The 24,196-nt window shown below is 40.0% G+C and carries 26 protein-coding genes and 2 pseudogenes; 21 read left to right on the top strand and 7 right to left on the bottom strand.

Annotated elements, in window-relative coordinates; genetic code table 11:
* Positions 1-48 precede the first annotated feature (48 nt).
* The 5 genes from A9500_RS08865 (at position 49) to murQ (ending at position 5,026) form a co-directional block, all read left to right on the top strand.
* A complete protein-coding gene (locus tag A9500_RS08865) occupies positions 49-780 on the top strand; it encodes a (Fe-S)-binding protein (protein WP_065244652.1) in 732 nt (243 codons plus the stop codon).
* Between the two features lies 1 nt (position 781).
* Positions 782-2,194 (top strand): LutB/LldF family L-lactate oxidation iron-sulfur protein, encoded by a 1,413-nt coding sequence (locus A9500_RS08860; protein WP_065244651.1) that lies wholly within the window; start codon positions 782-784, stop codon positions 2,192-2,194.
* A gap of 5 nt (positions 2,195-2,199) precedes the next feature.
* Positions 2,200-2,898, top strand: a complete 699-nt coding sequence (locus A9500_RS08855; RefSeq protein ID WP_065244650.1) for a lactate utilization protein C — start codon at positions 2,200-2,202, stop codon at positions 2,896-2,898.
* A gap of 97 nt (positions 2,899-2,995) precedes the next feature.
* A complete protein-coding gene (locus A9500_RS08850; RefSeq protein ID WP_065244649.1) occupies positions 2,996-4,114 on the top strand; it encodes an anhydro-N-acetylmuramic acid kinase in 1,119 nt (372 codons plus the stop codon).
* A 3-nt stretch (positions 4,115-4,117) separates the two neighbouring features.
* Entirely contained in the window at positions 4,118-5,026 is a 909-nt protein-coding gene (gene murQ, locus A9500_RS08845; protein WP_065244648.1) for an N-acetylmuramic acid 6-phosphate etherase, read from the top strand.
* Positions 5,027-5,086: 60 nt separating this feature from the next.
* On the opposite strand, the gene A9500_RS08840 is transcribed toward murQ, so the two are convergent.
* The 3 genes from A9500_RS08840 to A9500_RS08830 form a co-directional block, all read right to left on the bottom strand.
* A complete protein-coding gene (locus A9500_RS08840) occupies positions 5,087-6,745 on the bottom strand; it encodes a phospho-sugar mutase (protein ID WP_065244647.1) in 1,659 nt (552 codons plus the stop codon).
* Between the two features lie 184 nt (positions 6,746-6,929).
* Complete coding sequence (gene lldD / locus A9500_RS08835) at positions 6,930-8,072, bottom strand: FMN-dependent L-lactate dehydrogenase LldD (protein ID WP_065244646.1); 1,143 nt, start codon at positions 8,070-8,072, stop codon at positions 6,930-6,932.
* Between the two features lie 160 nt (positions 8,073-8,232).
* Positions 8,233-8,802, bottom strand: coding sequence for a DUF5358 domain-containing protein (locus tag A9500_RS08830; protein ID WP_083180408.1), 570 nt, complete (start codon positions 8,800-8,802; stop codon positions 8,233-8,235).
* A gap of 144 nt (positions 8,803-8,946) precedes the next feature.
* Here A9500_RS08830 and menB point away from each other — a divergent pair, with 144 nt between their 5' ends.
* The 12 genes from menB (at position 8,947) to fis (ending at position 19,248) form a co-directional block, all read left to right on the top strand.
* Complete coding sequence (gene menB, locus A9500_RS08825; protein ID WP_065244645.1) at positions 8,947-9,804, top strand: 1,4-dihydroxy-2-naphthoyl-CoA synthase; 858 nt, start codon at positions 8,947-8,949, stop codon at positions 9,802-9,804.
* Between the two features lie 92 nt (positions 9,805-9,896).
* Entirely contained in the window at positions 9,897-10,667 is a 771-nt protein-coding gene (locus tag A9500_RS08820; RefSeq protein WP_065244644.1) for a glycosyltransferase family 25 protein, read from the top strand.
* 61 nt (positions 10,668-10,728) lie between these two features.
* Positions 10,729-11,718, top strand: coding sequence for an o-succinylbenzoate synthase (gene menC / locus A9500_RS08815; protein ID WP_065244643.1), 990 nt, complete (start codon positions 10,729-10,731; stop codon positions 11,716-11,718).
* 60 nt (positions 11,719-11,778) lie between these two features.
* Positions 11,779-12,231: a type II 3-dehydroquinate dehydratase gene (aroQ, locus tag A9500_RS08810; protein WP_065244642.1), complete on the top strand. Its 453-nt coding sequence runs from the start codon at positions 11,779-11,781 to the stop codon at positions 12,229-12,231.
* A gap of 159 nt (positions 12,232-12,390) precedes the next feature.
* Positions 12,391-12,855: an acetyl-CoA carboxylase biotin carboxyl carrier protein gene (gene accB, locus A9500_RS08805; RefSeq protein WP_065244641.1), complete on the top strand. Its 465-nt coding sequence runs from the start codon at positions 12,391-12,393 to the stop codon at positions 12,853-12,855.
* Positions 12,856-12,915: 60 nt separating this feature from the next.
* Complete coding sequence (gene accC / locus A9500_RS08800) at positions 12,916-14,262, top strand: acetyl-CoA carboxylase biotin carboxylase subunit (protein WP_065244640.1); 1,347 nt, start codon at positions 12,916-12,918, stop codon at positions 14,260-14,262.
* Between the two features lie 93 nt (positions 14,263-14,355).
* On the top strand, positions 14,356-14,610 hold the full coding sequence (locus A9500_RS08795) for a YhdT family protein (protein WP_065244639.1): 255 nt from the start codon (positions 14,356-14,358) through the stop codon (positions 14,608-14,610).
* Complete coding sequence (gene panF / locus A9500_RS08790) at positions 14,610-16,031, top strand: sodium/pantothenate symporter (protein WP_065244638.1); 1,422 nt, start codon at positions 14,610-14,612, stop codon at positions 16,029-16,031. The genes A9500_RS08795 and panF overlap by 1 nt, the downstream gene beginning before the upstream one ends.
* A 19-nt stretch (positions 16,032-16,050) precedes the next feature.
* Positions 16,051-16,926 (top strand): DMT family transporter, encoded by an 876-nt coding sequence (locus A9500_RS08785; protein ID WP_065244637.1) that lies wholly within the window; start codon positions 16,051-16,053, stop codon positions 16,924-16,926.
* A 12-nt stretch (positions 16,927-16,938) separates the two neighbouring features.
* Positions 16,939-17,826 (top strand): 50S ribosomal protein L11 methyltransferase, encoded by an 888-nt coding sequence (gene prmA / locus A9500_RS08780; protein WP_065244636.1) that lies wholly within the window; start codon positions 16,939-16,941, stop codon positions 17,824-17,826.
* A gap of 148 nt (positions 17,827-17,974) precedes the next feature.
* On the top strand, positions 17,975-18,955 hold the full coding sequence (gene dusB, locus A9500_RS08775; protein ID WP_065244635.1) for a tRNA dihydrouridine synthase DusB: 981 nt from the start codon (positions 17,975-17,977) through the stop codon (positions 18,953-18,955).
* A complete protein-coding gene (fis, locus tag A9500_RS08770; RefSeq protein ID WP_005696908.1) occupies positions 18,949-19,248 on the top strand; it encodes a DNA-binding transcriptional regulator Fis in 300 nt (99 codons plus the stop codon). Before dusB ends, fis begins: the two co-directional genes overlap by 7 nt.
* A 46-nt stretch (positions 19,249-19,294) precedes the next feature.
* On the opposite strand, the gene A9500_RS08765 is transcribed toward fis, so the two are convergent.
* The 4 genes from A9500_RS08765 to bcp form a co-directional block, all read right to left on the bottom strand.
* Complete coding sequence (locus A9500_RS08765) at positions 19,295-20,089, bottom strand: energy transducer TonB (protein WP_065244634.1); 795 nt, start codon at positions 20,087-20,089, stop codon at positions 19,295-19,297.
* Positions 20,086-20,562 (bottom strand): TonB system transport protein ExbD, encoded by a 477-nt coding sequence (exbD, locus tag A9500_RS08760; RefSeq protein WP_065244633.1) that lies wholly within the window; start codon positions 20,560-20,562, stop codon positions 20,086-20,088. Before exbD ends, A9500_RS08765 begins: the two co-directional genes overlap by 4 nt.
* 2 nt (positions 20,563-20,564) lie before the next feature.
* Positions 20,565-21,017 carry a TonB-system energizer ExbB gene (exbB, locus tag A9500_RS08755; RefSeq protein ID WP_065244632.1) on the bottom strand — a complete coding sequence of 151 codons (453 nt, stop codon included), beginning with the start codon at positions 21,015-21,017 and terminating at the stop codon, positions 20,565-20,567.
* A gap of 175 nt (positions 21,018-21,192) precedes the next feature.
* Complete coding sequence (gene bcp, locus A9500_RS08750) at positions 21,193-21,660, bottom strand: thioredoxin-dependent thiol peroxidase (RefSeq protein WP_065244631.1); 468 nt, start codon at positions 21,658-21,660, stop codon at positions 21,193-21,195.
* A 115-nt stretch (positions 21,661-21,775) separates the two neighbouring features.
* On the opposite strand from bcp, the gene dapA reads away from it, so the two are divergent.
* From dapA to A9500_RS11005, 4 genes and pseudogenes are all read left to right on the top strand, one after another.
* The gene (gene dapA, locus A9500_RS08745) at positions 21,776-22,672 is read left to right on the top strand and encodes a 4-hydroxy-tetrahydrodipicolinate synthase (protein WP_065244630.1); all 897 of its coding nucleotides are present in this window, start codon (positions 21,776-21,778) and stop codon (positions 22,670-22,672) included.
* Positions 22,673-22,774: 102 nt separating this feature from the next.
* The gene (bamC, locus tag A9500_RS08740; RefSeq protein ID WP_065244629.1) at positions 22,775-23,776 is read left to right on the top strand and encodes an outer membrane protein assembly factor BamC; all 1,002 of its coding nucleotides are present in this window, start codon (positions 22,775-22,777) and stop codon (positions 23,774-23,776) included.
* Positions 23,777-23,869: 93 nt separating this feature from the next.
* Positions 23,870-23,998: pseudogene (locus tag A9500_RS11010) on the top strand (transposase); the annotation flags it as partial.
* A pseudogene (locus tag A9500_RS11005) lies at positions 23,993-24,196 on the top strand (IS3 family transposase); the annotation flags it as partial. The pseudogenes A9500_RS11010 and A9500_RS11005, both read left to right, overlap by 6 nt.

The following is a 24,196-nucleotide window of genomic DNA, read 5'->3' as shown; positions in this document are numbered from 1 at the left end:
ATCGAATATTTTACTTTTTATTTTCTATCACTGTTGGAGTAATTATTTATGAACGTAAATTTCTACGTTACCTGTATTGCTGACGTAGTAAAGAGCGGTGTGGCGAAAAACACCGTATTACTGCTGGAAAAACTCGATTGTAATGTTATCTTCCTTGAAAAACAAGGCTGTTGTGGGCAACCTGCATTAAATAGCGGTTACACCAAACAAGCCATCCCAGGCATGAAAAACTTAGTCGAAACCTTTGAAGTGAACGATTATCCCATCGTTGCCCCTGCAGGTTCCTGTGTTTATGCTATCAAAAACTATCCTGACTATTTCACCAAAGTTGGTGAGTTAGATTGGGCTGAGCGAGCGAAAAAGGTCGTCGCACGTTTCTGTGATTTAACGGATTTCATCGTCAATAAATTAGGTGTAACAGATGTTGGCGCCTATTTGCCGGGTAAAGCAGTTTATCATCCTTCTTGTAGTCTTACTCGTAAATTAGGCATTGTTGATGAACCAATCGCTCTTTTGAAAGGCGTAAAAGGGTTAGATCTTCTTCCTATTCATAATCAACAAACTTGCTGTGGCTTCGGTGGAACTTTCTCTGTGAAAATGGCAGAGATTTCTGGCGAAATGGTAAAAGAAAAAGTTGAGCATATTGAAGAGGTTGAACCACAATATTTAATTGGTGCAGATGTAAGTTGTTTATTAAACATTGGTGGTCGTTTACAACGCGAAGGCAGCAAGATCAAAGTGATGCACATTGCGGAAGTATTAATGCAAGGGGAGAAATAAGATGTCATTGAAAACCAGTAATCTTCCTTTTAAAGCGCGTGTCGATCATGAAGTGCATAACACCATCATGCGTAAAGCGGTAGTGAAAGCCCAAGAAACTATTGGCGCTAACCGTCAAAAAATGGTGGATGAATTAGGTCATTGGGAAGGATGGCGTGATTTATCTAAACAGATTCGTAACCATGTTTTAGCTAATTTAGATGCTTATTTGTATCAATTAAGCGAAAAAGTGATTGAAAATGGCGGTAAAGTGTATTTTGCTGAAACTGCCGAAGAAGCGAGTGCTTATATTCGTAAAGTAGCATTAGAGAAAAATGCGAAGAAAATCGTAAAATCTAAATCCATGGTGACTGAAGAAATCGGTTTAAACGAAGTGCTTGAAAAAGAGGGCATGCAAGTGATCGAAACCGATTTAGGTGAATATCTATTACAAATTTCAGGTGATAAACCATCCCATATCGTTGTGCCTGCAATTCACAAAGATCGTCACCAAATCCGTAAAGATTTGTCTGAAAAACTCGGCTACGAAGGCGAAGAAACGCCTGAAGATATGACGCGTTTCGTACGTGAAAAAATTCGTCAAGATTTCTTAGAAGCTGATATCGGTATCAGTGGTTGTAACTTTGCCGTAGCGGAAACCGGCTCAGTTTGTTTGGTGACAAACGAAGGTAACTTACGTTTAGCGACGACATTGCCGAAAACGCATATTGCAGTGATGGGAATGGAGCGTTTAGCGCCAACTTTCCAAGAAGTGGATGTGTTAATTACGATGCTTGCTCGTAGTGCGGTAGGGGCGAAATTAACTGGTTATAACACTTGGTTAACTGGTCCTCGTCTTGCTAGCGAAACCGACGGTCCCGAAGAATTCCATTTGGTTATTGTGGATAATGGCCGTTCAGATATTTTAGCGTCTGAATTCCAAGAAGTTTTACGTTGTATCCGTTGCGGTGCTTGTTTGAATACCTGTCCGGCATATCGTCAAATCGGTGGTCATGGATATGGTTCTATTTACCCGGGTCCAATTGGTGCAGTGATTTCTCCGTTACTAGGTGGCTATGATGAATTCAAAGAATTGCCGTATGCTTGTTCTTTATGTAATGCGTGTAATTCGGTCTGCCCAGTGCGTATTCCATTAGCGCAGTTAATCTTAAAACACCGCGAGAAAATGGTAGAGTTAGGTAAAACTCCCGCGATGGAACGTTTATCTATTTTGGGTTTCACTACAGCCAATGCCAACCCAACACTATGGAAAACAGGTGTGAATATCGGTGCAAAATTAGCGGGTAAGCTGATCAAAAATGGGAAAGCACCAATTACATTTGGTGCATTGGGTGAATGGGCAAAAGCACGAGATTTACCACAAGCAGATGGCGAAAGCTTCCGTCAATGGTTTAATAATAGAGAGAGAGGGTAATAAGCATGGATTTACAAAATCGCGAAAATTTTCTTAATAAATTAGCGGCGAAAATGGGTAAAGCCCGTGCTATCATACCTGAACCGATGGATGCCCCTGTCAATACGTACCCAACTGAGCATTTAGCCCATTTAAGTGCGGTTGATTTAGCGAATGAATTTACCAATTCTGCTAAAACCATGATGGTGGATGTAAATGTGTGTAGAGAGTCTGATGCAGTACAAACCTTACTTGCTCTCTGTGAAAAATATGGCGGCGGTGATGTTGTGCTTAATTCTGATGAAAGATTGACCGCACTTGGTATTCCAGCGGCGCTTGAAGCGAAATATACTTGCCATACATGGTCACCAGAAACGGCACAAGATAATATTAGTTTTTCTGAAAAAGCTAATCTTGGTGTGGTTTATGCAGAATATGGTTTGGCGGAAACTGGCGGGATCGTCTTATTCTCTAGCGCAGATCGTGGACGTTCAGTGAGTTTATTACCTGAAAAATCGATTGTTGTTGTACGTAAAAGCCAAGTACTTCCACGTGTTGCACAAGTGGCGAAAGTATTACACGATAAAGCACAACAAGGCGACCGTATGCCATCTTGTATCAATATTATCTCAGGTCCAAGTTCAACGGCAGATATTGAATTGATTAAAGTGATTGGCGTGCATGGCCCAGTAGCAAAAATCTATTTAGTCATTGACGACTTATAAGAATCATCCATGATGAAAAGAGAGAACTACAATGTTCTCTCTTTTTTTATTTTTTTAAAATCCGCTATAATTCTGAAAAACTCACGAATTGAATATTATGACTTATTATCTTGGCATTATGTCGGGCACCAGTCTTGATGGTGTAGATATTGCTCTTACTGACATCCAATCGAATCAAACCAAATTAATTGCAGCAGATTTTACGCCGATGCCGGCAAATTTACGCGAAAAAGTGACCGCACTTATTCAATCGGGCGAAACGTCGTTACAAGCATTGGGTGAACTCGATCATCAATTTGGCTTGCTTTATGCCGATTGCGTAAATGCCTTTTTACGTAAACACCAGTTAAAGCCAGAACAGATCGAAGTCATTGGCTGTCATGGACAAACAGTGTGGCATTCCCCAAAAGGTCAATTTCCGTTTACCATTCAAATCGGTGATATGAATTTATTAGCCGCTAAAACAGGCATTACGGTCGTTGGTGATTTACGACGCAAAGATATGGCGTTTGGTGGACAAGGCGCACCTCTAGTGCCAGCTTTTCATCAAGCGGTCTTTTTTGATCCTCATTGGGCAACGGTGGTGCTTAATATTGGCGGTATTAGTAATGTATCGTTACTGATACCTAAACAGCCTGTCATTGGCTTTGATACAGGAACGGGTAATACCTTGCTCGACCAATGGATCGAAAAACATCAAGGTAAAGCTTACGACAAAAATGGTGAGTGGGCGGTTTCAGGTCAAGTGAATTCAGATTTGTTAGCGGCATTATTAGATGAAGATTTCTTTCAACTGCCACCACCGAAAAGCACAGGGCGTGAATTATTTAATTTGGCTTGGCTAGAGAATAAAATTCAAAAAATAGCAGGCAAAACGACCGCACTTTTACCACAAGATGTGCAAGCCACCTTGGCTGAATTTACCGTGCAAAGTATTGTTTTAGCCCTTCATAATATTCAGACGACATTACCATGCAGATTACTTGTTTGTGGCGGAGGTGCTAAAAATCAGGCGGTCATGAATGGTTTAAAACAGGCGTTGCCAAATTGGCGTATTCAACTGACGACTGAATTAAAACTTGATATCGATTATGTGGAGGCTGCGGCTTTTGCTTGGTTGGCTTATCGTCGTATGCATAATTTGCCGGCTAATTTGCCGAGTGTGACGGGCGCCACAAGTGCGGTCAGTTTAGGGGCGATTTTTCCAAAGGAATAAACCATGGCAGAGAATTTATTACAGACCCTTTCAACTTTAATTACTGAACAACGGAATCTCAATTCCATGCATGTGGATAGCTTGTCTGCATTGGAAATTGTGCAGTTAATGAATCAGGAAGATAAACAAGTACCTTTGGCAATTGAAAAATGTTTACCTCAAATTGCCCAAGCAGTCGAATGTATTGTTGCTGCATTTCAACAAGGTGGTCGATTAGTCTATATTGGCGCAGGGACCAGTGGTCGATTGGGGGTATTAGATGCCTCTGAATGCCCGCCAACATTTGGCGTTTCACCTGAAATGGTAAAAGGTATTATTGCAGGCGGCGAGCGCGCATTGCGTCATCCAATTGAAGGGGCGGAAGACAGTAAAGCACAAGCCGTGATTGACTTACAAACCATTCAATTTTCCTCAAAAGATGTGTTGGTGGGTATTGCAGCCAGTGGCCGAACACCTTATGTGGTTGGTGCATTGGAATATGCGAAAAGTTTAGGTTCAGTGACGGTTTCGATTGCGAGTAACCCGAATTCAGCGATGGCAAATATTGTGGATATTGCTATTGATACGGTAGTAGGGCCTGAAGTGCTGACTGGTTCGAGCCGTTTAAAATCAGGCACAGCACAAAAATTAGTACTGAATATGCTGACTACGGCTTCTATGATCTTAATGGGTAAATGCTATCAAAACTTAATGGTGGATGTGCAGGCAAGTAATGAAAAGCTGAAAGCTCGTGCCATTCGCATCGTCATGCAAGCCACGGATTGTGATAAGGCAATCGCAGAAGAGACATTAAAGCAGGCTGATCAAAATGCGAAATTAGCGATTATGATGATTCTGAGTGGATTAGATCGTGCTCAAGCAGAGGCTTTATTAGAAAAACATCAGGGCAAGTTACAACTTGCATTGAAATAAGCAAAAATAAAACGCTAGGCATCAAACCTAGCGTTTTTTATCATTTAATAGTTTGCTCAATTAGCAATCTTGTTTGCCGTAAGCATCTTGACGCAGAATTTGGCGAACGCCTTCATCAAATTGAGCTAAAACTTGATCCGCGTCTTTTGGATCTTTACCGCGAGCATCAAGATAGAACTTGATTTTTGGCTCAGTACCAGATGGGCGAACGATTAAGCGGCTACCGTTTTCTAGTACGAATACGAGGATGTCGCTTTGGCGATCAGTTTTAGTGTGGTCGATGAATTGTGCCACTTTAACACCACCTACTTCAGCTGGAGGCGTGTTACGAAGTGCAGTCATTAATTTACCAATTTCAGATAAATCGCTTACACGGATAGAAATTTGGCCGCTTACATAAGCACCGAATTCTTGTGTGAAGTCATTGGCATAATCCGCTAAGGTTTTGCCTTGTGCTTTTAAATGACGCACTAAATCTAAGAATACGATCGCCGCTGAAATACCGTCTTTATCGCGTACTTTATCTGGGTCTACTAAGTAACCAAGCGCTTCTTCGAAACCGAATAATAAGCCTTGAACTTTACCGATGTATTTGAAACCGGTTAAGGTTTCTTCTGATTGGAAGCCGTATTTTTTCGCAATTTCAGCAAGTGCAGGAGAAGACACTAAAGAACACGCTAATACGCCTTTCTCACCTTTTACATGATATTGTTTTGCTAAATACCAACCTAAGAAACAACCTACTACGTTGCCGTGTAAAGGTTTCCAGTTACCTTGTGCATCTGGAACAGCAACCGCTAAGCGGTCTGCATCAGGGTCATTGGCAATAATGAATTCTGCATTGTGTTCTTTTGCTACTTTAATCGCTAAATCTAATGCACCTTTTTCTTCTGGGTTAGGGAAGTTTACTGTTGGGAATGTGCCATCTGGCCATACTTGTTCTGCCACAATATGAGGTTGTGGAAGACCTGCTTTGGTTAAGGTTTTGCTTAATACTTCATAGCCTACACCGTGCATTGCGGTATAAACGTAGTTAATGTTTGCTTTAGGTTCTTTAGCAAGAGAAGCTGTTTTTTCGATATAAGCATTAACTACTTCATCATCTAACACCACATAATCTTGGCTACGAGGTAAATCTTTTACATTGCCCGCTGCGACTTTATCGATTAATGCGGCGATATCTTTGTCAGCAGGAGAAACGATTTGGCCACCACCGTTCGCTTTACCTAAGTAAACTTTATAACCGTTATCTTCCGGAGGGTTGTGACTTGCAGTCACCATGACACCCGCAGTGGTATTAAAATATTGGATTGCGTAAGCTAATACTGGAGTGGGTAATTTACGTGGAAGTAAGTAAGCTTTCACGCCTGCACCCGCCATGATTTCAGCAGTATCACGTGCGAAAACATCAGAGTTTTTACGACCATCGTAACCAATCACGATAGAAGGCTGTTTGTCGTAATCTTTTAAATAATCCGCTAAACCGCCTGCTGCCTGTGCCACTAAAACACGGTTCATACCCATAGAACCTGCTTGTAGCGGTCCACGAAGCCCAGCAGTACCAAATTGTAAACGGTCACTAAAGCGAGCTTGTAAGTCAGCGTGTGCTTTTTCATCACCATTTTTTGCCGCCGTTAAAAGTGCGGTTAATTCTGCGTGAGTTTCAGCATCAGGATCTTGGTTTAACCAGTTTTGTGCGATATCAAAAAGCGTTGTCATGATGTTTTCTCCTTGTAAAAAGTAATTCTAGATAGACTAACGGAAAATGGATCGGATTAAAACGACTATTTTTCTTTTTTCCTGAAAAGATAAGCTTTTTTTGATCGCAATCGTTTTCTAATAAAATAAAAACAGCGTAAAATATTCACGCTGTTAAATGATTTTAGATTATGAAATTTAAAATTTATTTGCTGAAATCCACTAAAGCATCACGAGTAATATCTGTGATATTCTTATTGCTTGTTAGTGTCATTGCTACACGTATTTCTTTATGAAATATATCGAGCATATTCTCTACGCCACGTTGACCATCTGCTCCAAGAGCATATACAAAAGAACGACCAATCATAGTAGCATCGGCACCTAATGCAATCATACGTACTACATCTAATCCATTACGAATACCACTATCTGCAAGAATTTTTATATTACCTTTGACGGCATCGGCGACATAAGGTAAAGCTTGAGCTGTTGATGGTGTACCGTCTAGTTGTCTACCTCCGTGGTTGGATACCACGATCCCATCAGCACCAAAGCGAACAGCATCTTTAGCATCTTCAGCATCTAAAATACCTTTGATAACCATCGAGCCATCCCAAAAATCACGTATCCATTCTAAATCTTTCCACGAAATAGAAGGGTCGAAGTTGTCAGTTAACCAACCAATGTAATCATCTAACCCTACCGGTTTACCCATATATTGAGAAACATTACCTAATGTAAATGGACGCCCCTTCATGAGCATATCGTAAGACCATAATGGATGAGTGAAACCTTGTAATGTTCGACGAAGCCATTTATATTCGCCACTCATGCCTGAATGCATATCACGATAACGTGCACCAGGGGTTGGCATATCTACAGTAAAGACTAATGTCTTGCAACCTGCTGCTTTTGCTCGTTCGAGCGCATTTTTCATAAAACCTCGATCTTTTAGAACATAAAGTTGGAACCACATGGAACGTTTGAGTGTTGGAGCTACTTCTTCAATTGGACAAATTGATACAGTTGAAAGCGTAAATGGAATACCTTTGTTATCAGCAGCTTTTGCGGCTTGAACTTCACCACGACTTGCGTACATGCCACATGCACCTACAGGAGCCAATACTAACGGCATAGAAAGCTTTTCACCGAATAATTCAATTTCAGTATTTAATTGAGACATATCATTGAGCACACGTTGCCGTAATGCTATGTTAGATAGATCGCTTACATTACGTGTAAGTGTATGTTCAGAGTAAGAGCCACCATCAGCATAATGAAACATAAATGGGGGAACCTTACGTTTAGCAACTTGACGATAATCGTTTGCGGATGAAATAATCATATTTACCTCATTATTAATGATAATCATTATCTTCTATTATAGGTTAAATTCATTAATAAAGGTATTAGTTTTTGAAGATTTGTAATTAGGCAATAAAAAATGCACGATTTTCCATCCGAATCGTGCATTTAATTGATTTTGATCGTGAAGAGTAGAATTACTAAAGAAGGAGAGCAGAGCCCCATTTAATAATATCAAAGAAGAATTTGTTTTGATTGGTGGCAATGCCATCACCACTTTTCTTCAGTGTGCCATCGTCATTTTTCGTTTCATCTACCATGCCATTTACATACTGGCCTTTCACCACATCTAAGTCTTCTTTTGCTTGAGTACGTAAGATTTGGCAATCTTTGGGTTCTAATGCATCGACATCACCAATTTCTGCTCGGAATTTTTTAAATTGGTAGGTCGCATAATTCATCGATTTTTCATCTTTTTGAATCATTTTTACATAGTCTTCACCGATGATTTTTTCTAACGGATAGAAAAAGACATATTGGGAATGAATATAGCTATCTTCTTTGGCAAAATGTTGTTGTTGAATGCGAGTTAAATTTGGATAGATACATTGTTCAGCTTGTTTACTTGCTACAGCCCATGTTTTCGCATTGGCATCAGACAGGAGATAGTCCGCTTGTGCGAATTCAGCAGGGATAGTTGATTGTGATGACCCGAATAAACTACAAGCATTCAATAACATGATGCTGCTTAAAAAAATAATTTTTTTCACTTAAATTTCCTTACTAAAGTTGGAATGGCGGAATTTTAACAATAACGACATAATTGTAAAGTCTTCAATAATTGATTTTCTTTCCCGAACTAAAAAACTTCCGCTATAATGACCGCACTTTTTACACTTATAAAGGAAAGAACAATGCAAAATCCAAAAGATGATGTTTTATATGCACCAGTTGAGTGGGTTGATCATAGCGAAGGCTATACCGATATTTGTTTCCACAAATCGACAGACGGTATTGCAAAAATCACCATTAATCGTCCAGAAGTGCGTAATGCATTTCGTCCTCAAACAGTTAAAGAAATGATCCATGCATTTTCTAACGCTCGTTTCGATGAAAAAATTGGCGTGATTGTTTTAACTGGTGAAGGTGAAAAAGCATTCTGTTCCGGGGGTGACCAAAAAATTCGTGGTGACTACGGCGGTTACAAAGATGAAAGCGGTGTACATCACTTAAATGTATTGGATTTCCAACGTGATATTCGTACTTGTCCAAAACCAGTGGTGGCAATGGTAGCTGGGTATGCAATTGGTGGTGGTCACGTACTTCATATGTTATGTGATTTAACCATTGCAGCAGAGAATGCGATTTTTGGTCAAACGGGTCCTAAAGTAGGTTCATTTGACGGTGGCTGGGGTGCAAGTTATATGGCGCGTTTAGTTGGTCAGAAAAAAGCGCGCGAAATCTGGTTCTTATGTCGTCAATATAATGCGCAAGAAGCATTAGATATGGGCTTAGTGAATACTGTCGTGCCTTATACTGATTTAGAAAAAGAAACTGTGCGTTGGTGTCGTGAAATGTTACGTAACAGCCCAATTGCATTACGTTGCTTGAAAGCCGCATTAAATGCAGACTGTGATGGTCAATCAGGTTTACAAGAGCTCGCGGGTAATGCAACCATGTTGTTCTATATGACTGAAGAAGGACAAGAAGGTCGTAACGCGTTCAACGAAAAACGCGCACCAGACTTCAGCAAATTTAGACGCAATCCTTAATTTGAACATAAAAGTGCGGTTAGAAATCTGTATGTTTTTAACCGCTTTGTCGTGATATATCTCAATCCTTATTCATATTTTAGAATTATTTTATGTCCTGTGTGAAACAACATAATTATGTGATTAGCTTAACCAGAGAAACAAAACGTCGCAAACATATTGAACAAGAATTTGGTCGGCAAAATATCCTTTTTTCATTTTTTGATGCAGTGACACCAGATCGTATTGAGGATGTTGCAAAGAAATTTAATATTATTTTAGATCGCTCTTCAGAAGCTAAATTATGGGATGGGGAAATCGGTTGTGCGTTAAGTCATATCTCACTATGGAATTTAGCATTAGAAAAGAGCTTGGATTATATCAATATTTTTGAAGATGATGTTTACTTAGGCGAGAATGCAAAAGAGCTGTTAGAAGTCGATTATTTGCCTGATGATATTGATGTATTGAAGCTTGAAGCTAATGGAAGAATGGTATTTCGCGCGCCTAGACCAGCAAAGTATGATAGAAAGATTTATCCCATAACATTTAAGCAATCAGGAACGGCGGGTTATACCGTGACAGCGAAAGGCGCTAAATATCTTCTCGAACAGGTGAAAAATAAACCCCTTGAAGTGGCCATTGATTCTCTTATCTTTGAGCATTTTTTGAATTTAAAGGATTATAAAGTGGTTCAGCTTTCACCAGGGATTTGTGTGCAAGATTTTGTTGTGAATCCGGATAAGCCTTTTGAAAGTAGTTTGCAAAAAGGTCGAGAGTCGGTTTGTGAAAATCAAACGAAATTTTCAGTCTTTGAAAGAATCATAAACGAATTTATGAGAGTAAAACGTAAATTATTTATGAAACAAGTGCCTTTTAAATAGAATACGTGCGGTTAAAAATCTGTGTGTTTTTAACCGCACTTTTACCATCAAGGAGAATAAGATGGAAACCAAATCATTTAATCTTTATCGTTATTCTATTCCCGTCGATAGTCAGTTAATTTTACGTGGACGTTTTTTAAAACGTCGTGAGGGGTTAATCGTGCGTGTTTCTTGTAGCCGTGATGGATGGGGAGAAATTGCACCTTTACCTGGGTTTAGCGAGGAAACCATCGAACAAGCGCAAGAGCAAGCCATTGAATGGCTGACGAATTGGTGTCATGCAAGCTGCGAAGCGCCAAGAGTGCCACTTGACGGTTGTTATCCCTCCGTTGCTTTCGGTATTAGCACGGCGATGGATGAGATGAAACGTTATTTAAATGAGGAAGGTAACTATCACACCGCCCCTTTGTGCTATGGCGATCCTGATGAGTTATATGCAGAACTTAATCAAATGCCAGGTGACAAAATCGCTAAAATCAAAGTGGGCATGTATGAAGCGAATCGTGATGGTTTGATTACGGATATGTTTCTTGAAGCCATTCCTGATTTGCAATTACGTTTAGATGCGAATCGTCAATGGACGTTGGAAAAGGCATTAAAATTTGCGGAGAAAGTAAAACTACAACATCGTTCTCGCATTCAATTTCTGGAAGAACCTTGTAAAACCCGTGAAGAGAGCCGCCAGTTTGCAGCTCAAACAGGCATTGATATTGCTTGGGATGAAAGTGTACGTGAGCCAGATTTTCTTGTAGAAAAGGAACCGCACTTAAGTGCTATTGTGATTAAACCAACACTGGTTGGTTCGCTACAAGATTGTCAAAAACTGATCGCACAAGCACATAGTTTAGGCATAAAAGCAGTAATTAGCTCGAGCATTGAAAGTAGTCTAGGATTGACGCAACTTGCTCGTATTGCGGCACAATATACACCCAATGTGACACCAGGATTAGATACGTTAAATTTGATGCAACATCAGGTATTACGTGCGTGGCCAGGCTCAGATTTACCGCTAATTGATTTAAATTCAGAATTTATTACCAAAATCGTCTAGAGATAAGACCACCATTACACAAAAAATCGCTATAATTCGCACAAGTTAAAGGATGTGAAAATGTCAAAAAAATTCAATATTTTGCTGTTAAATGGCCCGAACTTAAATATGTTGGGTGCAAGGGAGCCGAAACATTATGGTTCGCTTTCGTTATCTGCCATTGAAGAAAATGTGGCAAAACTTGCGGCGCAGCATGATGTGAATTTGGAGTGCTTTCAAGCAAATAGCGAAGAAAAGTTAATCGATAAGATTCATCAAAGTTTTCAGAAAGTGGATTTTATTTTAATTAACCCAGCAGCTTATACGCATACCAGTGTTGCATTGCGTGATGCGTTGCTTGCTGTGTCAATTCCTTTTGTTGAAATCCATTTGTCTAATGTACATAAGCGCGAGCTATTCCGTCACCATTCTTACTTTAGTGATGTGGCTGAAGGGGTGATTTGTGGCTTAGGTGCGAAAGGCTATGAGTTTGCTCTCCAATTCGCGTTAGATTTTTTAAATAAAAAAGCATAAAATTTCACAAAATTTACAGATTTTCGCAGAAATTTATCGCAAAGTACGTGATTTTGCGGTAATCTTGCCGACACAAAAAACAGGTTTCAAAATGACCGCACTTTGGAGTGAATTTTGAAAGTGCGGTTGAAAATTCATTAATATTTTTAGGAAGAGCGTATGGACATTCGTAAAATCAAAAAACTGATTGAATTAGTAGAAGAATCGGGTATCACTGAATTAGAAGTGCAAGAAGAAGAAGGTACAGTACGTATTAGTCGTGCAGCACCAGCAGTTGCACCAGCTGCGATTCAATATGCAGCGGCGCCTGTAGCACCCGCTGCGGCTCCGGCAGCTGCGCCAGCACCTGCAGCGGCTGCACCTGCGGAAGCGCCTGCAGCTGAAGTGTCAGGACACCAAGTACGTTCACCAATGGTGGGTACATTCTATCGTAGCCCAAGTCCTGAAGCGAAAGCTTTCGTGGAAGTGGGACAAACAGTCAAAGTAGGCGATGCACTTTGTATCGTTGAAGCAATGAAAATGATGAACCGTATCGAAGCTGATAAAGCTGGTGTGGTTAAAGCAATCTTAGTCAATGATGGCGAAGCGGTTGAATTTGATCAACCATTGATCGTTATCGAATAATCCCTATCAATCTGAAATGGCGAGCTTTCTCGCCATTTTTTTACCCAAGTGGAAATTGTTATGTTAGAAAAAGTTGTGATTGCTAACCGTGGTGAAATTGCACTGCGTATTTTGCGTGCCTGTAAAGAATTAGGCATTAAAACTGTGGCGGTTCACTCTACCGCTGACCGTGATTTAAAACACGTATTACTTGCAGATGAAACAGTTTGTATCGGACCTGCTCCATCTGTAAAAAGTTATTTAAATATTCCTGCGATTATTGCTGCAGCAGAAGTAACCGGTGCGGATGCGATTCACCCTGGTTATGGTTTCCTTTCTGAAAACGCGGATTTTGCAGAGCAAGTTGAGCGTTCTGGTTTTATCTTTATTGGTCCAACTGCAGACGTTATTCGGTTGATGGGAGATAAAGTTTCTGCGATTAAAGCAATGAAAAAAGCGGGCGTGCCTTGTGTACCGGGTTCAGATGGCCCAGTAGGTAGCGATATCGCGAAAAATAAAGAAATTGCAAAACGTATTGGCTATCCAATTATTATCAAGGCATCTGGTGGTGGCGGCGGTCGTGGTATGCGCGTGGTACGTAACGAGGATGCACTTGAAGAATCCATTGCGATGACCAAAGCAGAGGCAAAAGCAGCGTTTAACAATGATATGGTTTACATGGAAAAATATTTAGAAAATCCACGCCATATTGAAATTCAAGTTTTAGCGGATACGCACGGTAATGCAATCTATCTTGCTGAACGTGATTGTTCTATGCAGCGTCGTCACCAAAAAGTCGTGGAAGAAGCACCAGCACCGGGTATTACCGAAGAAGTTCGTCGTGATATCGGTTCTCGCTGTGCGAAGGCTTGTGTTGAAATTGGCTATCGCGGTGCAGGTACATTTGAGTTTTTATATGAAAATGGTGAGTTCTATTTCATCGAAATGAATACTCGTATTCAAGTAGAACACCCAGTAACAGAAATGATCACTGGTGTAGATTTAGTGAAAGAACAATTGCGTATTGCGGCTGGTTTACCACTTTCTTACAAACAAGAAGATATTAAAGTAAAAGGTCATGCGATTGAATGCCGTATCAATGCAGAGGATCCCAAAACATTCTTACCATCTCCAGGTAAAGTTGCACACTTGCACTCACCAGGTGGTTTAGGGGTTCGTTGGGATTCTCATGTATATGCTGGTTATACCGTTCCACCACACTACGATTCTATGATCGCAAAATTAATCACATACGGTGATACTCGTGATGTCGCAATTCGTCGTATGCAAAATGCATTATCAGAGACGATCATTGATGGTATCAAAACAAATATCCCTCTTCATGAACTTATTCTTGAAGATGAAAACTTCCAAAAAGGTGGTGCAAATATCCACTATTTAGAGAAGAAATTAGGGATGTATGATTAATTCATAATTTTAAGGTAAAGGCAGAGTATTTCTGCCTTTTTGTTTATCGTTGAATAATTATCTGACGGTAAAATTTTTTAATAGGAACTCAAAATGGAACTTTCACAACGGTATAAGCAAGCGGCTAAGGAAGCTCGCTGGGCATTAGGTTTGGCTATTTTTTATGTGATTGGGTGGTGTGTGTGCGCTTATCTCCCGAAAGATTCACCCGGGCCGATAGGTTTTCCGTTATGGTTTGAATTATCCTGTATTTATTTACCCATTTTGTTTGTAGTCATTGGGTATTGGATTGTCAAAATTGTCTTTCTAGATATCCCGCTAGATGTTGAGCCAAAGGAGAATAAATAATGAATTTAGGTATTATTCTCCCATTAGCTATCTATTTAGTCTTCATCTTTGGCGCGGCATTATTTGCTTATGTAAAACGCAGTAAAGGTGATTTCCTTACGGAATATTATGTAGGAAATCGCTCCATGACGGGCTTTGTCCTTGCGATGACAACGGCTTCCACTTATGCAAGCGCCAGTTCTTTTGTTGGTGGACCAGGGGCAGCTTATAAATATGGGCTAGGCTGGGTATTACTCGCCATGATCCAAGTGCCGGCTGTTTGGCTAGCCTTAGGTGCATTGGGCAAAAAGTTTGCATTACTTTCTCGTGAGACCAATGCGCTTACTATCAATGATTTATTTCTCTATCGTTATAAAAATAAATATCTCGTTTGGATTTCCAGTCTAGCATTGTTGCTTGCCTTCTTTGCCGCTATGGTTGTGCAATTTATTGGTGGCGCAAGATTGCTCGAAACTACGATAGGGATTCCTTATACTCACGCCTTACTTATTTTTGCCTTAACGGTTGGCATTTATACGTTTATTGGTGGTTTCCGAGCCGTCGTATTAACTGATACGATTCAAGGTACCGTAATGATTTTTGGCACAATCGTACTATTAGTGGGCGTGATTTACCATCTCGGTGGCGTGGAAAGTGCGGTCAATAAATTAACTGAAATTGATCCGAGCTTAGTAAGCCCTTACGGCCCAAATGAGATGCTTGATTTTCAATTTATGGCATCATTTTGGATCTTAGTCTGTTTCGGTGTGGTAGGTTTACCACATACAGCCGTGCGTTGCATGGCTTTCAAAGATAGTAAAGCCTTACATCGAGGCATGCTCATTGGTACGATTGTCCTTTCAGTTATTATGTTAGGGATGCATTTGGCGGGGGCTTTAGGGCGTGCCGTTGTGCCAGATTTAACGGTGTCAGATAAAGTCATTCCAACCTTAATGTTGGAAGTGCTCCCACCTATTGTTGCAGGGATTTTCTTAGCAGCACCGATGTCAGCAATTATGTCCACAGTTGATGCGCAGCTCATTCAATCATCCTCAATTTTTGTGAAAGACTTATATCTTGCAAGCAAACCTGAAGCCGCGAAGAATGAAAAACGAATTAGCCGTATTTCATCAGTCATTACACTAATTTTATCGGCGTTGTTAATTCTTGCCGCACTGAATCCACCTGATATGATTATTTGGTTGAATCTATTTGCTTTCGGTGGATTAGAAGCAGCATTCCTTTGGGTGATTGTATTAGGCATTTATTGGGATAAAGCAAATGCAGCAGGTGCAATAAGCTCAATGGTGGTGGGATTAAGTAGTTATGTGCTACTGACTCAATTTGGTATCAAACTATTTGGTTTTAATGCCATTGTACCTGCACTTGTATTTGGCTTGATTGCTTTCATCTTGGGTAACCAATTCGGCACAAAAAAATAGTAAAAATGGACCGCACTTTATGATTTACCAGATCCTAGCATTGTTTATTTGGAGTAGTTCCTTTGTTGCCGCTAAATACACCTTTACAATGATGGACACCATTTTGATGATCCAAGCCCGTTTATTAATGGCGGCGATTATTGTGATGCCACTCTTTTTTCGTCGTTGGAAAGGCGTGTCTAAACCGATGCGAAAACAGCTTTGGTGGCTAGGTTTTTTCAATTATACCGCGACCTTTTTGCTGGGATTCATTGGTTTAAAATATACAAGCGCGGCGAGTGCAACGACCATGATTGGATTAGAACCATTATGTGTGATTTTCATTGGGCATTTTTTCTTTCAAGATCGTGCGAAATGGTATCATTGGTTGTGTGGGGCTTTTGCCTTTTTAGGCGTGGCCATTTTAATTCTAGGCGGGCAGGGCAATGAAGGCGCAAGTGAAATTAGCTTATTGGGTTGCTCCTTAGTAGTGGCGGCAAGTATTGTGTTTGCTTGTTGCTTGCGTTGGACGAAAAAAGTGGTGGCAACGGTTTCAGCACAAGCCTATACATCCATTTCGATTGTGTTAGCAAGCATCACCATGCTGCCATTTACTTTATTGCTGACGGAAAACTGGGATATCCATTTTAACTGGCTTGGTTTCTTCGGTTTGATTTATCTCGGTGTAGTATGTAGTTGGTTTGCCTTTTGGTTGTGGAATAAAGGCTTAAATTCGGTGGATGCAAAAATCTCGGGAATTTTGACCGCACTTGAGCCGATTTTTGGTGTCTTTTTGGCAGTATTATTACTCAACGAAGAGGTTTCACTTGTTTCAGCGCTTGGGATTATCATTATTGTGGTTTCAGCCCTAGGCGTAAGTTTATTACCCAGATGGTTACATAAAGAAATTAATTAAAAGGAAAAGAAGATGGCGTGGATTCAAATTCGCTTAAATAGTACAAATGAAAAAGCTGAGAAAATTAGCGATTTTTTAGAAGAAATCGGCTCAGTTTCGGTCACATTTATGGATAGCCAAGATACACCGATTTTTGAACCACTTCCAGGCGAAACACGTTTGTGGGGAAATACGGATGTGATTGCATTGTTTGATGCAGAAACCGATATGAATGAAATTGTGAGCTTGCTTAAACAAGCACATCATTTAGATGAAAACACCGCTTACAAAATTGAGCAAATTGAGGATAAAGATTGGGAACGTGAATGGATGGATAACTTCCACCCAATGCAATTTGGTCAACGTTTATGGATTTGCCCAAGCTGGCGTGAAGTGCCGGATCAAAATGCGGTTAATGTGATGCTTGATCCTGGTTTAGCTTTTGGGACAGGTACACACCCAACAACTGCACTTTGTTTAGAGTGGTTAGATGGTTTAGATTTAACAGGCAAAACAGTGATCGATTTTGGCTGTGGCTCTGGAATTCTTGCCATTGCTGCTCTTAAATTAGGGGCTAAAAATGCAATCGGTATTGATATCGATCCACAAGCAATTCTCGCCAGTCGAAATAATGCAGAACAAAATGGGGTGGCGGATCGTCTTCAACTTTTCTTATCCGATGATAAACCTGCAGATTTAAAAGCGGATGTCGTTGTGGCGAATATTCTTGCGGGGCCATTGAAAGAACTTTATCCGATTATTTCTCAACTAGTGAAAGAGAGCGGTGATCTTGGATTATCGGGTATTTTAGAAACTCAAGCAGAATCGGTATGTGATGCTTATACACAATCCTTTGATTTAGATCCTATGGCGGTGAAAGAGGAATGGTGCCGTATTACAGGTAAATTAAAATTGGCTTAATTTCTTTTTGTCAATTAAAAAAAGTGCATTTTTTGAACAAATTTCCCTTTGCAAAAAAACGAAAAATGCGTAATATAGCACCCCTTGTCGGTGACTGCAGTTGCCTGACTTGCTAGAGATTAGGACTTGTAATTGGGGATAACATAAAATGCGAATTGGTTCTTATGAATTAAAAAATCGTATTTTATTGGCACCCATGGCAGGTATCACGGATCAACCTTTTCGACGTTTATGTGCCTATTACGGTGCGGGATTAACGTTTTCAGAGATGATGTCCACCAATCCTCAAGTTTGGCATACAGAGAAATCGAAACTTCGTTTAGCACATAGTGAAGAGCTAGGATTAAATGCGGTGCAAATCGCAGGTTCTGATCCTTTAGAAATGGCCCAAGCTGCAGCAATTAATGTAGCCTATGGCGCTGAAATTATCGACATCAATATGGGCTGTCCCGCAAAGAAAGTAAATCGAAAGCTAGCGGGCTCTGCATTGCTTCAATTTCCCGATTTAGTGGAGAAAATTTTAAAAGAAGTCGTGAATGCCGTTGATGTACCTGTGACGTTAAAAATTCGCACAGGTTGGGATAAGGCAAACCGAAACTGTGTGCAAATCGGCAAAATTGCAGAACAATCTGGTATTCAAGCTTTAACCATTCATGGGCGGACGAAAGAATGCTTATTTGAAGGGGAAGCGGAATACGACAATATTCGAGCAGTCAAACAATCAATTTCAATTCCAGTCATTGCGAATGGTGATATTGATTCTGCCTCGAAAGCGAAAAAGGTACTTGAGTACACAGGTGCCGATGCAATAATGATCGGTCGTGCCACACTAGGCAACCCATGGCTTTTTCAAGCCGTCGAGGCCTTAGTGGAACATGATTCGATAATTCAAACTCCAAGTTTGCGTGAAAAGTGCGGTCATATTTTGCGTCATATTCAGGAACTTCATCAGTTCTATGGTGAGCAAAAAGGCTATCGAATAGCCCGTAAGCACGTAGCTTGGTATTTACAGGGAATTCAACCCGATTCCGTTTTTAGACAGACTTTTAACGCAATTAATGAACCGAAAGAGCAGTTAATTGTGCTGGAAGATTTTTTAAATTCAATTTTGGATAAAGAAAAATGTTAGAACAACAACGTAGTCCGTCTGAAGCGTTAACCGTTTCAGTTTTAAACTCTCAATCACAAGTAACAAACAAACCATTACGTGATTCTGTAAAACAAGCTTTACGCAATTACTTATCACAATTAGATGGTCAAGATGTGAATGATCTTTACGAATTAGTATTAGCGGAAGTTGAACACCCGATGTTAGATATGATTATGCAATACACCCGCGGTAACCAAACCCGCGCAGCGAATATGCTAGGCATTAACCGTGGTACATTGCGTAAGAAATTGAAAAAATACGGTATGGGCTAATTAAAATTAGCAAAAAGAAAGGCGAACATTATGTTCGCCTTTTTATTTATTGAATGGTGAAACTAATTGGTACGCTTACTGAAGAAGCAAATCCAGCTGGTTTTGGACCAACAGGTCTTGCACTTCTCACAGCTTCAAGTGCTGCGTTGTCTAAGCTTTCATCACCAGAGGAGTTTGTGACACGTTCTCCTGATAAGGAGCCATCTGCACCCACACTAAAACTCACGCTCACAACACCTTGTTTACGCATCATCTTCGCTCGAGCAGGGTAGCGCTTGTGTCGTTCAATTTCACGTCGAATAGCTGCACGATAAGCATTTAGCTCATCCGTATTGGTACCTGAGCCACCTTGAACGCCATTTGTACCAGGTTGACCTGTGGTCGTTGCTTTAGAATTTGCCGTAGCCGTTGAATTTATATTCTTATCGCCAATCGGTAGGCTCTTCGGTATTTCTACCGCTTTCTCTGCTTTTACCTCATTTTTAGGTTTTTCCTTTGGCTTCTCTTTCGGTTTCGGTTTTTCTATTGGTTTTTCTGGCTTTTTCTCAGGTTCTTTTTTCTTCTCAGGTTCTGGTTTCTTTGTTGGATCCGAGACGACTTCCTGTTTTTCAGGTTCTGGCTCTGCCTGTTGAGATTCAGGTTCCGGCTCAGGAGCGGGTTCTTCCACTCTCATCCCTTGAATCATTTCCATTGAAATCGTCGTGGATATTTCACCTGGAGCATTACTCGCCGCTTCATGTGGCGTATGCCAGTTCCAAAATAACGCTCCAAGGATGCTACCATGAACCAATAAAGAAATAAGCAAACCTAATAATGATCGTTTGGTTTGTTGGCTGTTCATTGACTACGTCCTACTCCAACGCCTCCGCTTGCAACTCCACCCACTTCAGGCGTATTTTTTGATTCATTTCCTTGAGTCGTTTTGCTTGGGGCGCCTTTATCTTTCATGGAAACAATGACGACATTTTTGATTTCATTTTTCGATAACATATCGGTAATGGTCACGAAATCTTGGAAAGAGGCGTCAGCATCAATTTTTAACGTTACTTTTTGGTATTTATTCCAACCCATAATTTCTTTTTCAAGCGCTTCTTGTGAAATGGGCTTATCATTAAAATAAAGTTGCTTGTCAGCCGTAACTGTTAATAATTTTGTTAATTCATCTGATTTGAATGCGACCGTTGAACTCGCTTTGGGAACATTCACCTTAATTTTCCCTTGAGAAATAAAGGATGCAGTGACCAACACTATCGCTAATAACACCAACATAATGTCGATGAAAGGAATAATGTTGATTTCATCAAATTTTTTCACGATTATTCCTTATCTTTTTGAGTGTTTAATACTTTCCATTTCAATCGGTTAACTTCCACTTTACGACCTAAACCGTTATAGAACATCATAGAAGGAATGGCAACTAAAATACCTAGTGCGGTTGCTTTTAATGCAAGGGAAAGATGCATCATAATGGCGCCAGCATCAACTTCGCCATCACCATGACCAATTTGGAAGAAAGTTAATAAAATTCCAATTACCGTACCTAATAGACCAACATAAGGTGCGTTAGCACCGACAGTGGATATCACGGTCATATTGCGATTTAAATCAATTTCAAGTGCGTGAATATTGGAATATTTTGCTACATTCACATGCTTTAAAAAGAGAAAACGTTCAATCACGGCTGCGAGCATGATCACACTCATAAGAAGTAGAAGCCCGATAATCACGTAATCACTGTATTGTTGTAAAAACTCGAAAAGTTGTAGCATTTGATTGTCCTTGTATGTGTAATAAAAATGTAAAATTAATTGAGAATGAATTTCAATTAGATTGCAAATTCTATCAAATGGAAAATAGAGCGTAAATATAAATTAGAGAAATGAACAATTTTTTGACCGCACTTTGAGATAAATCATAGAAAGCGCGGTTGTGTTGAGAGGTATTTTAAAGGGATTGTAGGTAATCTAAGACAACTCGATGATGTTCGCTCGTTTTGAATTTATCAAAAACGTGCTGAATTTTGCCTTGTTCATCAATGAGAAAGGTAATGCGATGAATACCATCATAAACACGGCCCATGAATTTCTTTTCTCCCCATACGCCAAATTGTTCTGCAACCTGGTGATCTTCATCAGAAAGTAAGGTGAAGTTGAGTGCTTTTTTCTCTATAAATTGAGTGAGTTTTTTGGGTGCATCTGTACTGATGCCTAAAATAACTACACCTAATTTTTCTAACTCACTTTTAGCATCACGCAAACCACAGGCTTGAGTTGTACAGCCCGGCGTTAATGCTTTTGGGTAAAAATATACGAGTACTTTTTTACCTTTGAAATCGCTGAGTGAAACAGGTTGATTGTCTTGATTTAAAAGTGTGAATTGTGGTGCTAAATCACCCACTTGTAATGTTTTCATAAAAAATCCTTAAAAATGTGAAAAATGATTTGTAAATTCAAACTATTTTAGCGATTATAACCAAGTATTTTCAAATATTATTGTTAAATGCAGAATAGATGTAAATGGAGAACTTATGACTACGCAAACCCCTTTATTTTCAGGCAGTATTGTTGCTTTAGTAACTCCGATGGATAACCACGGAAACATTGATTTTGAAACATTAAAAAAACTCATTGAATTTCATATTGATGCTGGTACTGATTCGATTGTATCTGTAGGCACAACAGGAGAATCTGCGACATTAAGCATTGAAGAAAATGTGAAGGTGATAGAAAAGACAGTTGAGTTAGCGAAAGGTCGCATCCCAATTATCGCAGGCACTGGTGCAAATGCAACAAGCGAAGCTATCGTGATGACAAAATTATTGCGTGATAGTGGTGTGGCGGGTTGTTTATCTGTTGTGCCTTATTACAATAAGCCGACGCAAGAAGGTATGTACCAACATTTTAAAGCGATTGCAGAATGCACAGATTTACCTCAACTTCTTTATAACGTACCGGGTCGTACCGGTAGTGATATGAAACCTGAAACCGTAGCACGCTTGTCTCAAATTGAGAATATTGTAGGGATTAAAGAGGCAACAGGCGATTTAACTCGTATCACTGCGATTAAAGAATTAGCTGGTAAAGATTTCATTATATTAAGTGGTGATGATGCAACAGGTTTAGAAGCGATGAAATTAGGCGCAGAGGGTGTTATTTCTGTAACAAATAACCTTGCAGCAAAAGATATGGCGGCAATGTGTCGTTATGCTTTAGCGAGTAATTTCGCAAAAGCGGAAGAAATTAATGCCCGCTTAATGCGTTTACACCAAGATTTATTTATTGAATCAAACCCAATCCCGGTCAAATGGGCAGCGTATCGTTTAGGTTTAATTAAGACTCCACACTTACGTTTACCACTCACTGTGTTAAGCGAAAGTGCACAAGTCAAAGTAGAAGAAGCATTAAAAGTTGCAGGATTAATTTAATGAATTAAAGGGTTGTTTTTACAGCCCTTTAAACTTTCAGCTCTTTTATTTGTCAAAGAGCGGTCATTATTCTAATTATTTTTTATTGAAAGGATTTAAGGAATGAAAAAAATCGTACTGAGTTTAGTCGCAGCTACATTGTTATCGGCATGTTCAAATAGCGTGGAAAAAATGCAGACGGCTAATGACACTTATCAAAATTCTGATCGTGAAATACCGAGCTTTTCTCCTTTAGCAAGTGGTGGTGTAACATTGCCGCAAGCTGATCCGACTTATGAACTTCCTCAGCTTAATGCGAAAAAAGAACGCGTGGATATTCGTCCGCCTTCAACACCATTAGCGATTATCAAAAACTCTTTAACACAATTTGATGGCGAACGTGCATTGATTGTTTATACGGATGCACAAGCAGAACTTTATAACCTCAAACAAATTGAGCGCTTATTGAAAGAAGAAGGCACAAATTCGACTTTAAATGGTGCAGAATTAATCAGTGACTGGGCGCCAACAGATCGTGCAGATGATAAAGCCAATACAGAGATCCGTTATAAAATTGAACAAGTTACAGCGCAAGATGCGAGTGCGTTGGCTGTTTCTGTCGAACAAATGCGTCGTGATGGTGTGATTTACACACCAAATCAAGCAGATAAACAGCGTTATGCATCAGATCGTTTAAATCGTTTTGTTGCTGCGCTTACTAACGCTTATAACAAGCAACAACAAGATTTAAATAATGCCTCGGCAGGACCTTTCCAATCAGGTTTAATTACTGATACGAACGGTAGAATGGCATTAGGTATGGATTCAAGTTTTGGTCAAGCATGGCAACGTTTAGGTTCGGTTTTACCGAAATTAGGCTTTAAAGCCACATCGGAATCTGCTGGACGTGGTTATCGCGAGTTAAAATATAAACCATTGGATAAACAAGAGTGGCTACGTTTAGGTCTGAATCCGCCTAATCTAGAAAAAGGTGTTTACCAAATGCAAATCTCCGCAGTAGGTAAACAAAGTGCGGTCGTGATCACTGATGAAGATGGCAAGGCATTACCAAATGAAGCCGCTCAATCCCTCTATTCCGCGCTAGGTGTGTTACTTGCGCAATAATATAATAAGTCGATAAATAAAAAGTGCGGTTCAATTTGATCTGCACCCCAAAAGTTGGACTAAACAACCAACAATTGAGGTGCAGATTTTTTTATGGGTAAACACTACACAACAGAATTTAAATTACAGGTTCTTCAACCTATCCTAAAAGGGAAAATGAGCATTAGAGAGGCCGCTCGTTTTTACAATATCCCCTCTGACACATTAGTTGGAACCTGGTTGAAACGCTTTGAAAAAAGTGGCATAAAAGGACTTATTCCTTATAAACCATCAGGACGACCGCCAATGAAACCTAAATATGCCAGAATGCCTCCTCCACCTAAAACAGAAGAAGACCGCTTACGTCTGAGAATTTTACAGCTTGAAGCGGAGGTCGCTTACCTAAAGGAGTTGAGAAAGCTCAGACTTCAGGAGGAAGCC

Origin of the sequence: Haemophilus sp. CCUG 60358 (assembly GCF_001679485.1) — a bacterium.
GTDB lineage: Bacteria > Pseudomonadota > Gammaproteobacteria > Enterobacterales > Pasteurellaceae > Haemophilus_D.
The sequence above is the reverse complement of the archived record's forward strand: the minus strand, read 5'-3'. Positions and strand labels throughout refer to the sequence as shown.

Excerpts from the sequence above, each read along its gene's own strand:
- A9500_RS08865 (WP_065244652.1), top strand. The coding sequence starts at position 49 with ATGAACGTAAATTTCTACGTTACCTGTATTGCTGACGTAGTAAAGAGC.
- A9500_RS08860 (WP_065244651.1), top strand. The coding sequence starts at position 782 with ATGTCATTGAAAACCAGTAATCTTCCTTTTAAAGCGCGTGTCGATCAT.
- A9500_RS08855 (WP_065244650.1), top strand. The coding sequence starts at position 2,200 with ATGGATTTACAAAATCGCGAAAATTTTCTTAATAAATTAGCGGCGAAA.
- A9500_RS08850 (WP_065244649.1), top strand. The coding sequence starts at position 2,996 with ATGACTTATTATCTTGGCATTATGTCGGGCACCAGTCTTGATGGTGTA.
- murQ (WP_065244648.1), top strand. The coding sequence starts at position 4,118 with ATGGCAGAGAATTTATTACAGACCCTTTCAACTTTAATTACTGAACAA.
- A9500_RS08840 (WP_065244647.1), bottom strand. The coding sequence starts at position 6,745 with ATGACAACGCTTTTTGATATCGCACAAAACTGGTTAAACCAAGATCCT.
- lldD (WP_065244646.1), bottom strand. The coding sequence starts at position 8,072 with ATGATTATTTCATCCGCAAACGATTATCGTCAAGTTGCTAAACGTAAG.
- menB (WP_065244645.1), top strand. The coding sequence starts at position 8,947 with ATGCAAAATCCAAAAGATGATGTTTTATATGCACCAGTTGAGTGGGTT.
- A9500_RS08820 (WP_065244644.1), top strand. The coding sequence starts at position 9,897 with ATGTCCTGTGTGAAACAACATAATTATGTGATTAGCTTAACCAGAGAA.
- menC (WP_065244643.1), top strand. The coding sequence starts at position 10,729 with ATGGAAACCAAATCATTTAATCTTTATCGTTATTCTATTCCCGTCGAT.
- aroQ (WP_065244642.1), top strand. The coding sequence starts at position 11,779 with ATGTCAAAAAAATTCAATATTTTGCTGTTAAATGGCCCGAACTTAAAT.
- accB (WP_065244641.1), top strand. The coding sequence starts at position 12,391 with ATGGACATTCGTAAAATCAAAAAACTGATTGAATTAGTAGAAGAATCG.
- accC (WP_065244640.1), top strand. The coding sequence starts at position 12,916 with ATGTTAGAAAAAGTTGTGATTGCTAACCGTGGTGAAATTGCACTGCGT.
- A9500_RS08795 (WP_065244639.1), top strand. The coding sequence starts at position 14,356 with ATGGAACTTTCACAACGGTATAAGCAAGCGGCTAAGGAAGCTCGCTGG.
- panF (WP_065244638.1), top strand. The coding sequence starts at position 14,610 with ATGAATTTAGGTATTATTCTCCCATTAGCTATCTATTTAGTCTTCATC.
- A9500_RS08785 (WP_065244637.1), top strand. The coding sequence starts at position 16,051 with ATGATTTACCAGATCCTAGCATTGTTTATTTGGAGTAGTTCCTTTGTT.
- prmA (WP_065244636.1), top strand. The coding sequence starts at position 16,939 with ATGGCGTGGATTCAAATTCGCTTAAATAGTACAAATGAAAAAGCTGAG.
- dusB (WP_065244635.1), top strand. The coding sequence starts at position 17,975 with ATGCGAATTGGTTCTTATGAATTAAAAAATCGTATTTTATTGGCACCC.
- fis (WP_005696908.1), top strand. The coding sequence starts at position 18,949 with ATGTTAGAACAACAACGTAGTCCGTCTGAAGCGTTAACCGTTTCAGTT.
- A9500_RS08765 (WP_065244634.1), bottom strand. The coding sequence starts at position 20,089 with ATGAACAGCCAACAAACCAAACGATCATTATTAGGTTTGCTTATTTCT.
- exbB (WP_065244632.1), bottom strand. The coding sequence starts at position 21,017 with ATGCTACAACTTTTCGAGTTTTTACAACAATACAGTGATTACGTGATT.
- bcp (WP_065244631.1), bottom strand. The coding sequence starts at position 21,660 with ATGAAAACATTACAAGTGGGTGATTTAGCACCACAATTCACACTTTTA.
- dapA (WP_065244630.1), top strand. The coding sequence starts at position 21,776 with ATGACTACGCAAACCCCTTTATTTTCAGGCAGTATTGTTGCTTTAGTA.
- bamC (WP_065244629.1), top strand. The coding sequence starts at position 22,775 with ATGAAAAAAATCGTACTGAGTTTAGTCGCAGCTACATTGTTATCGGCA.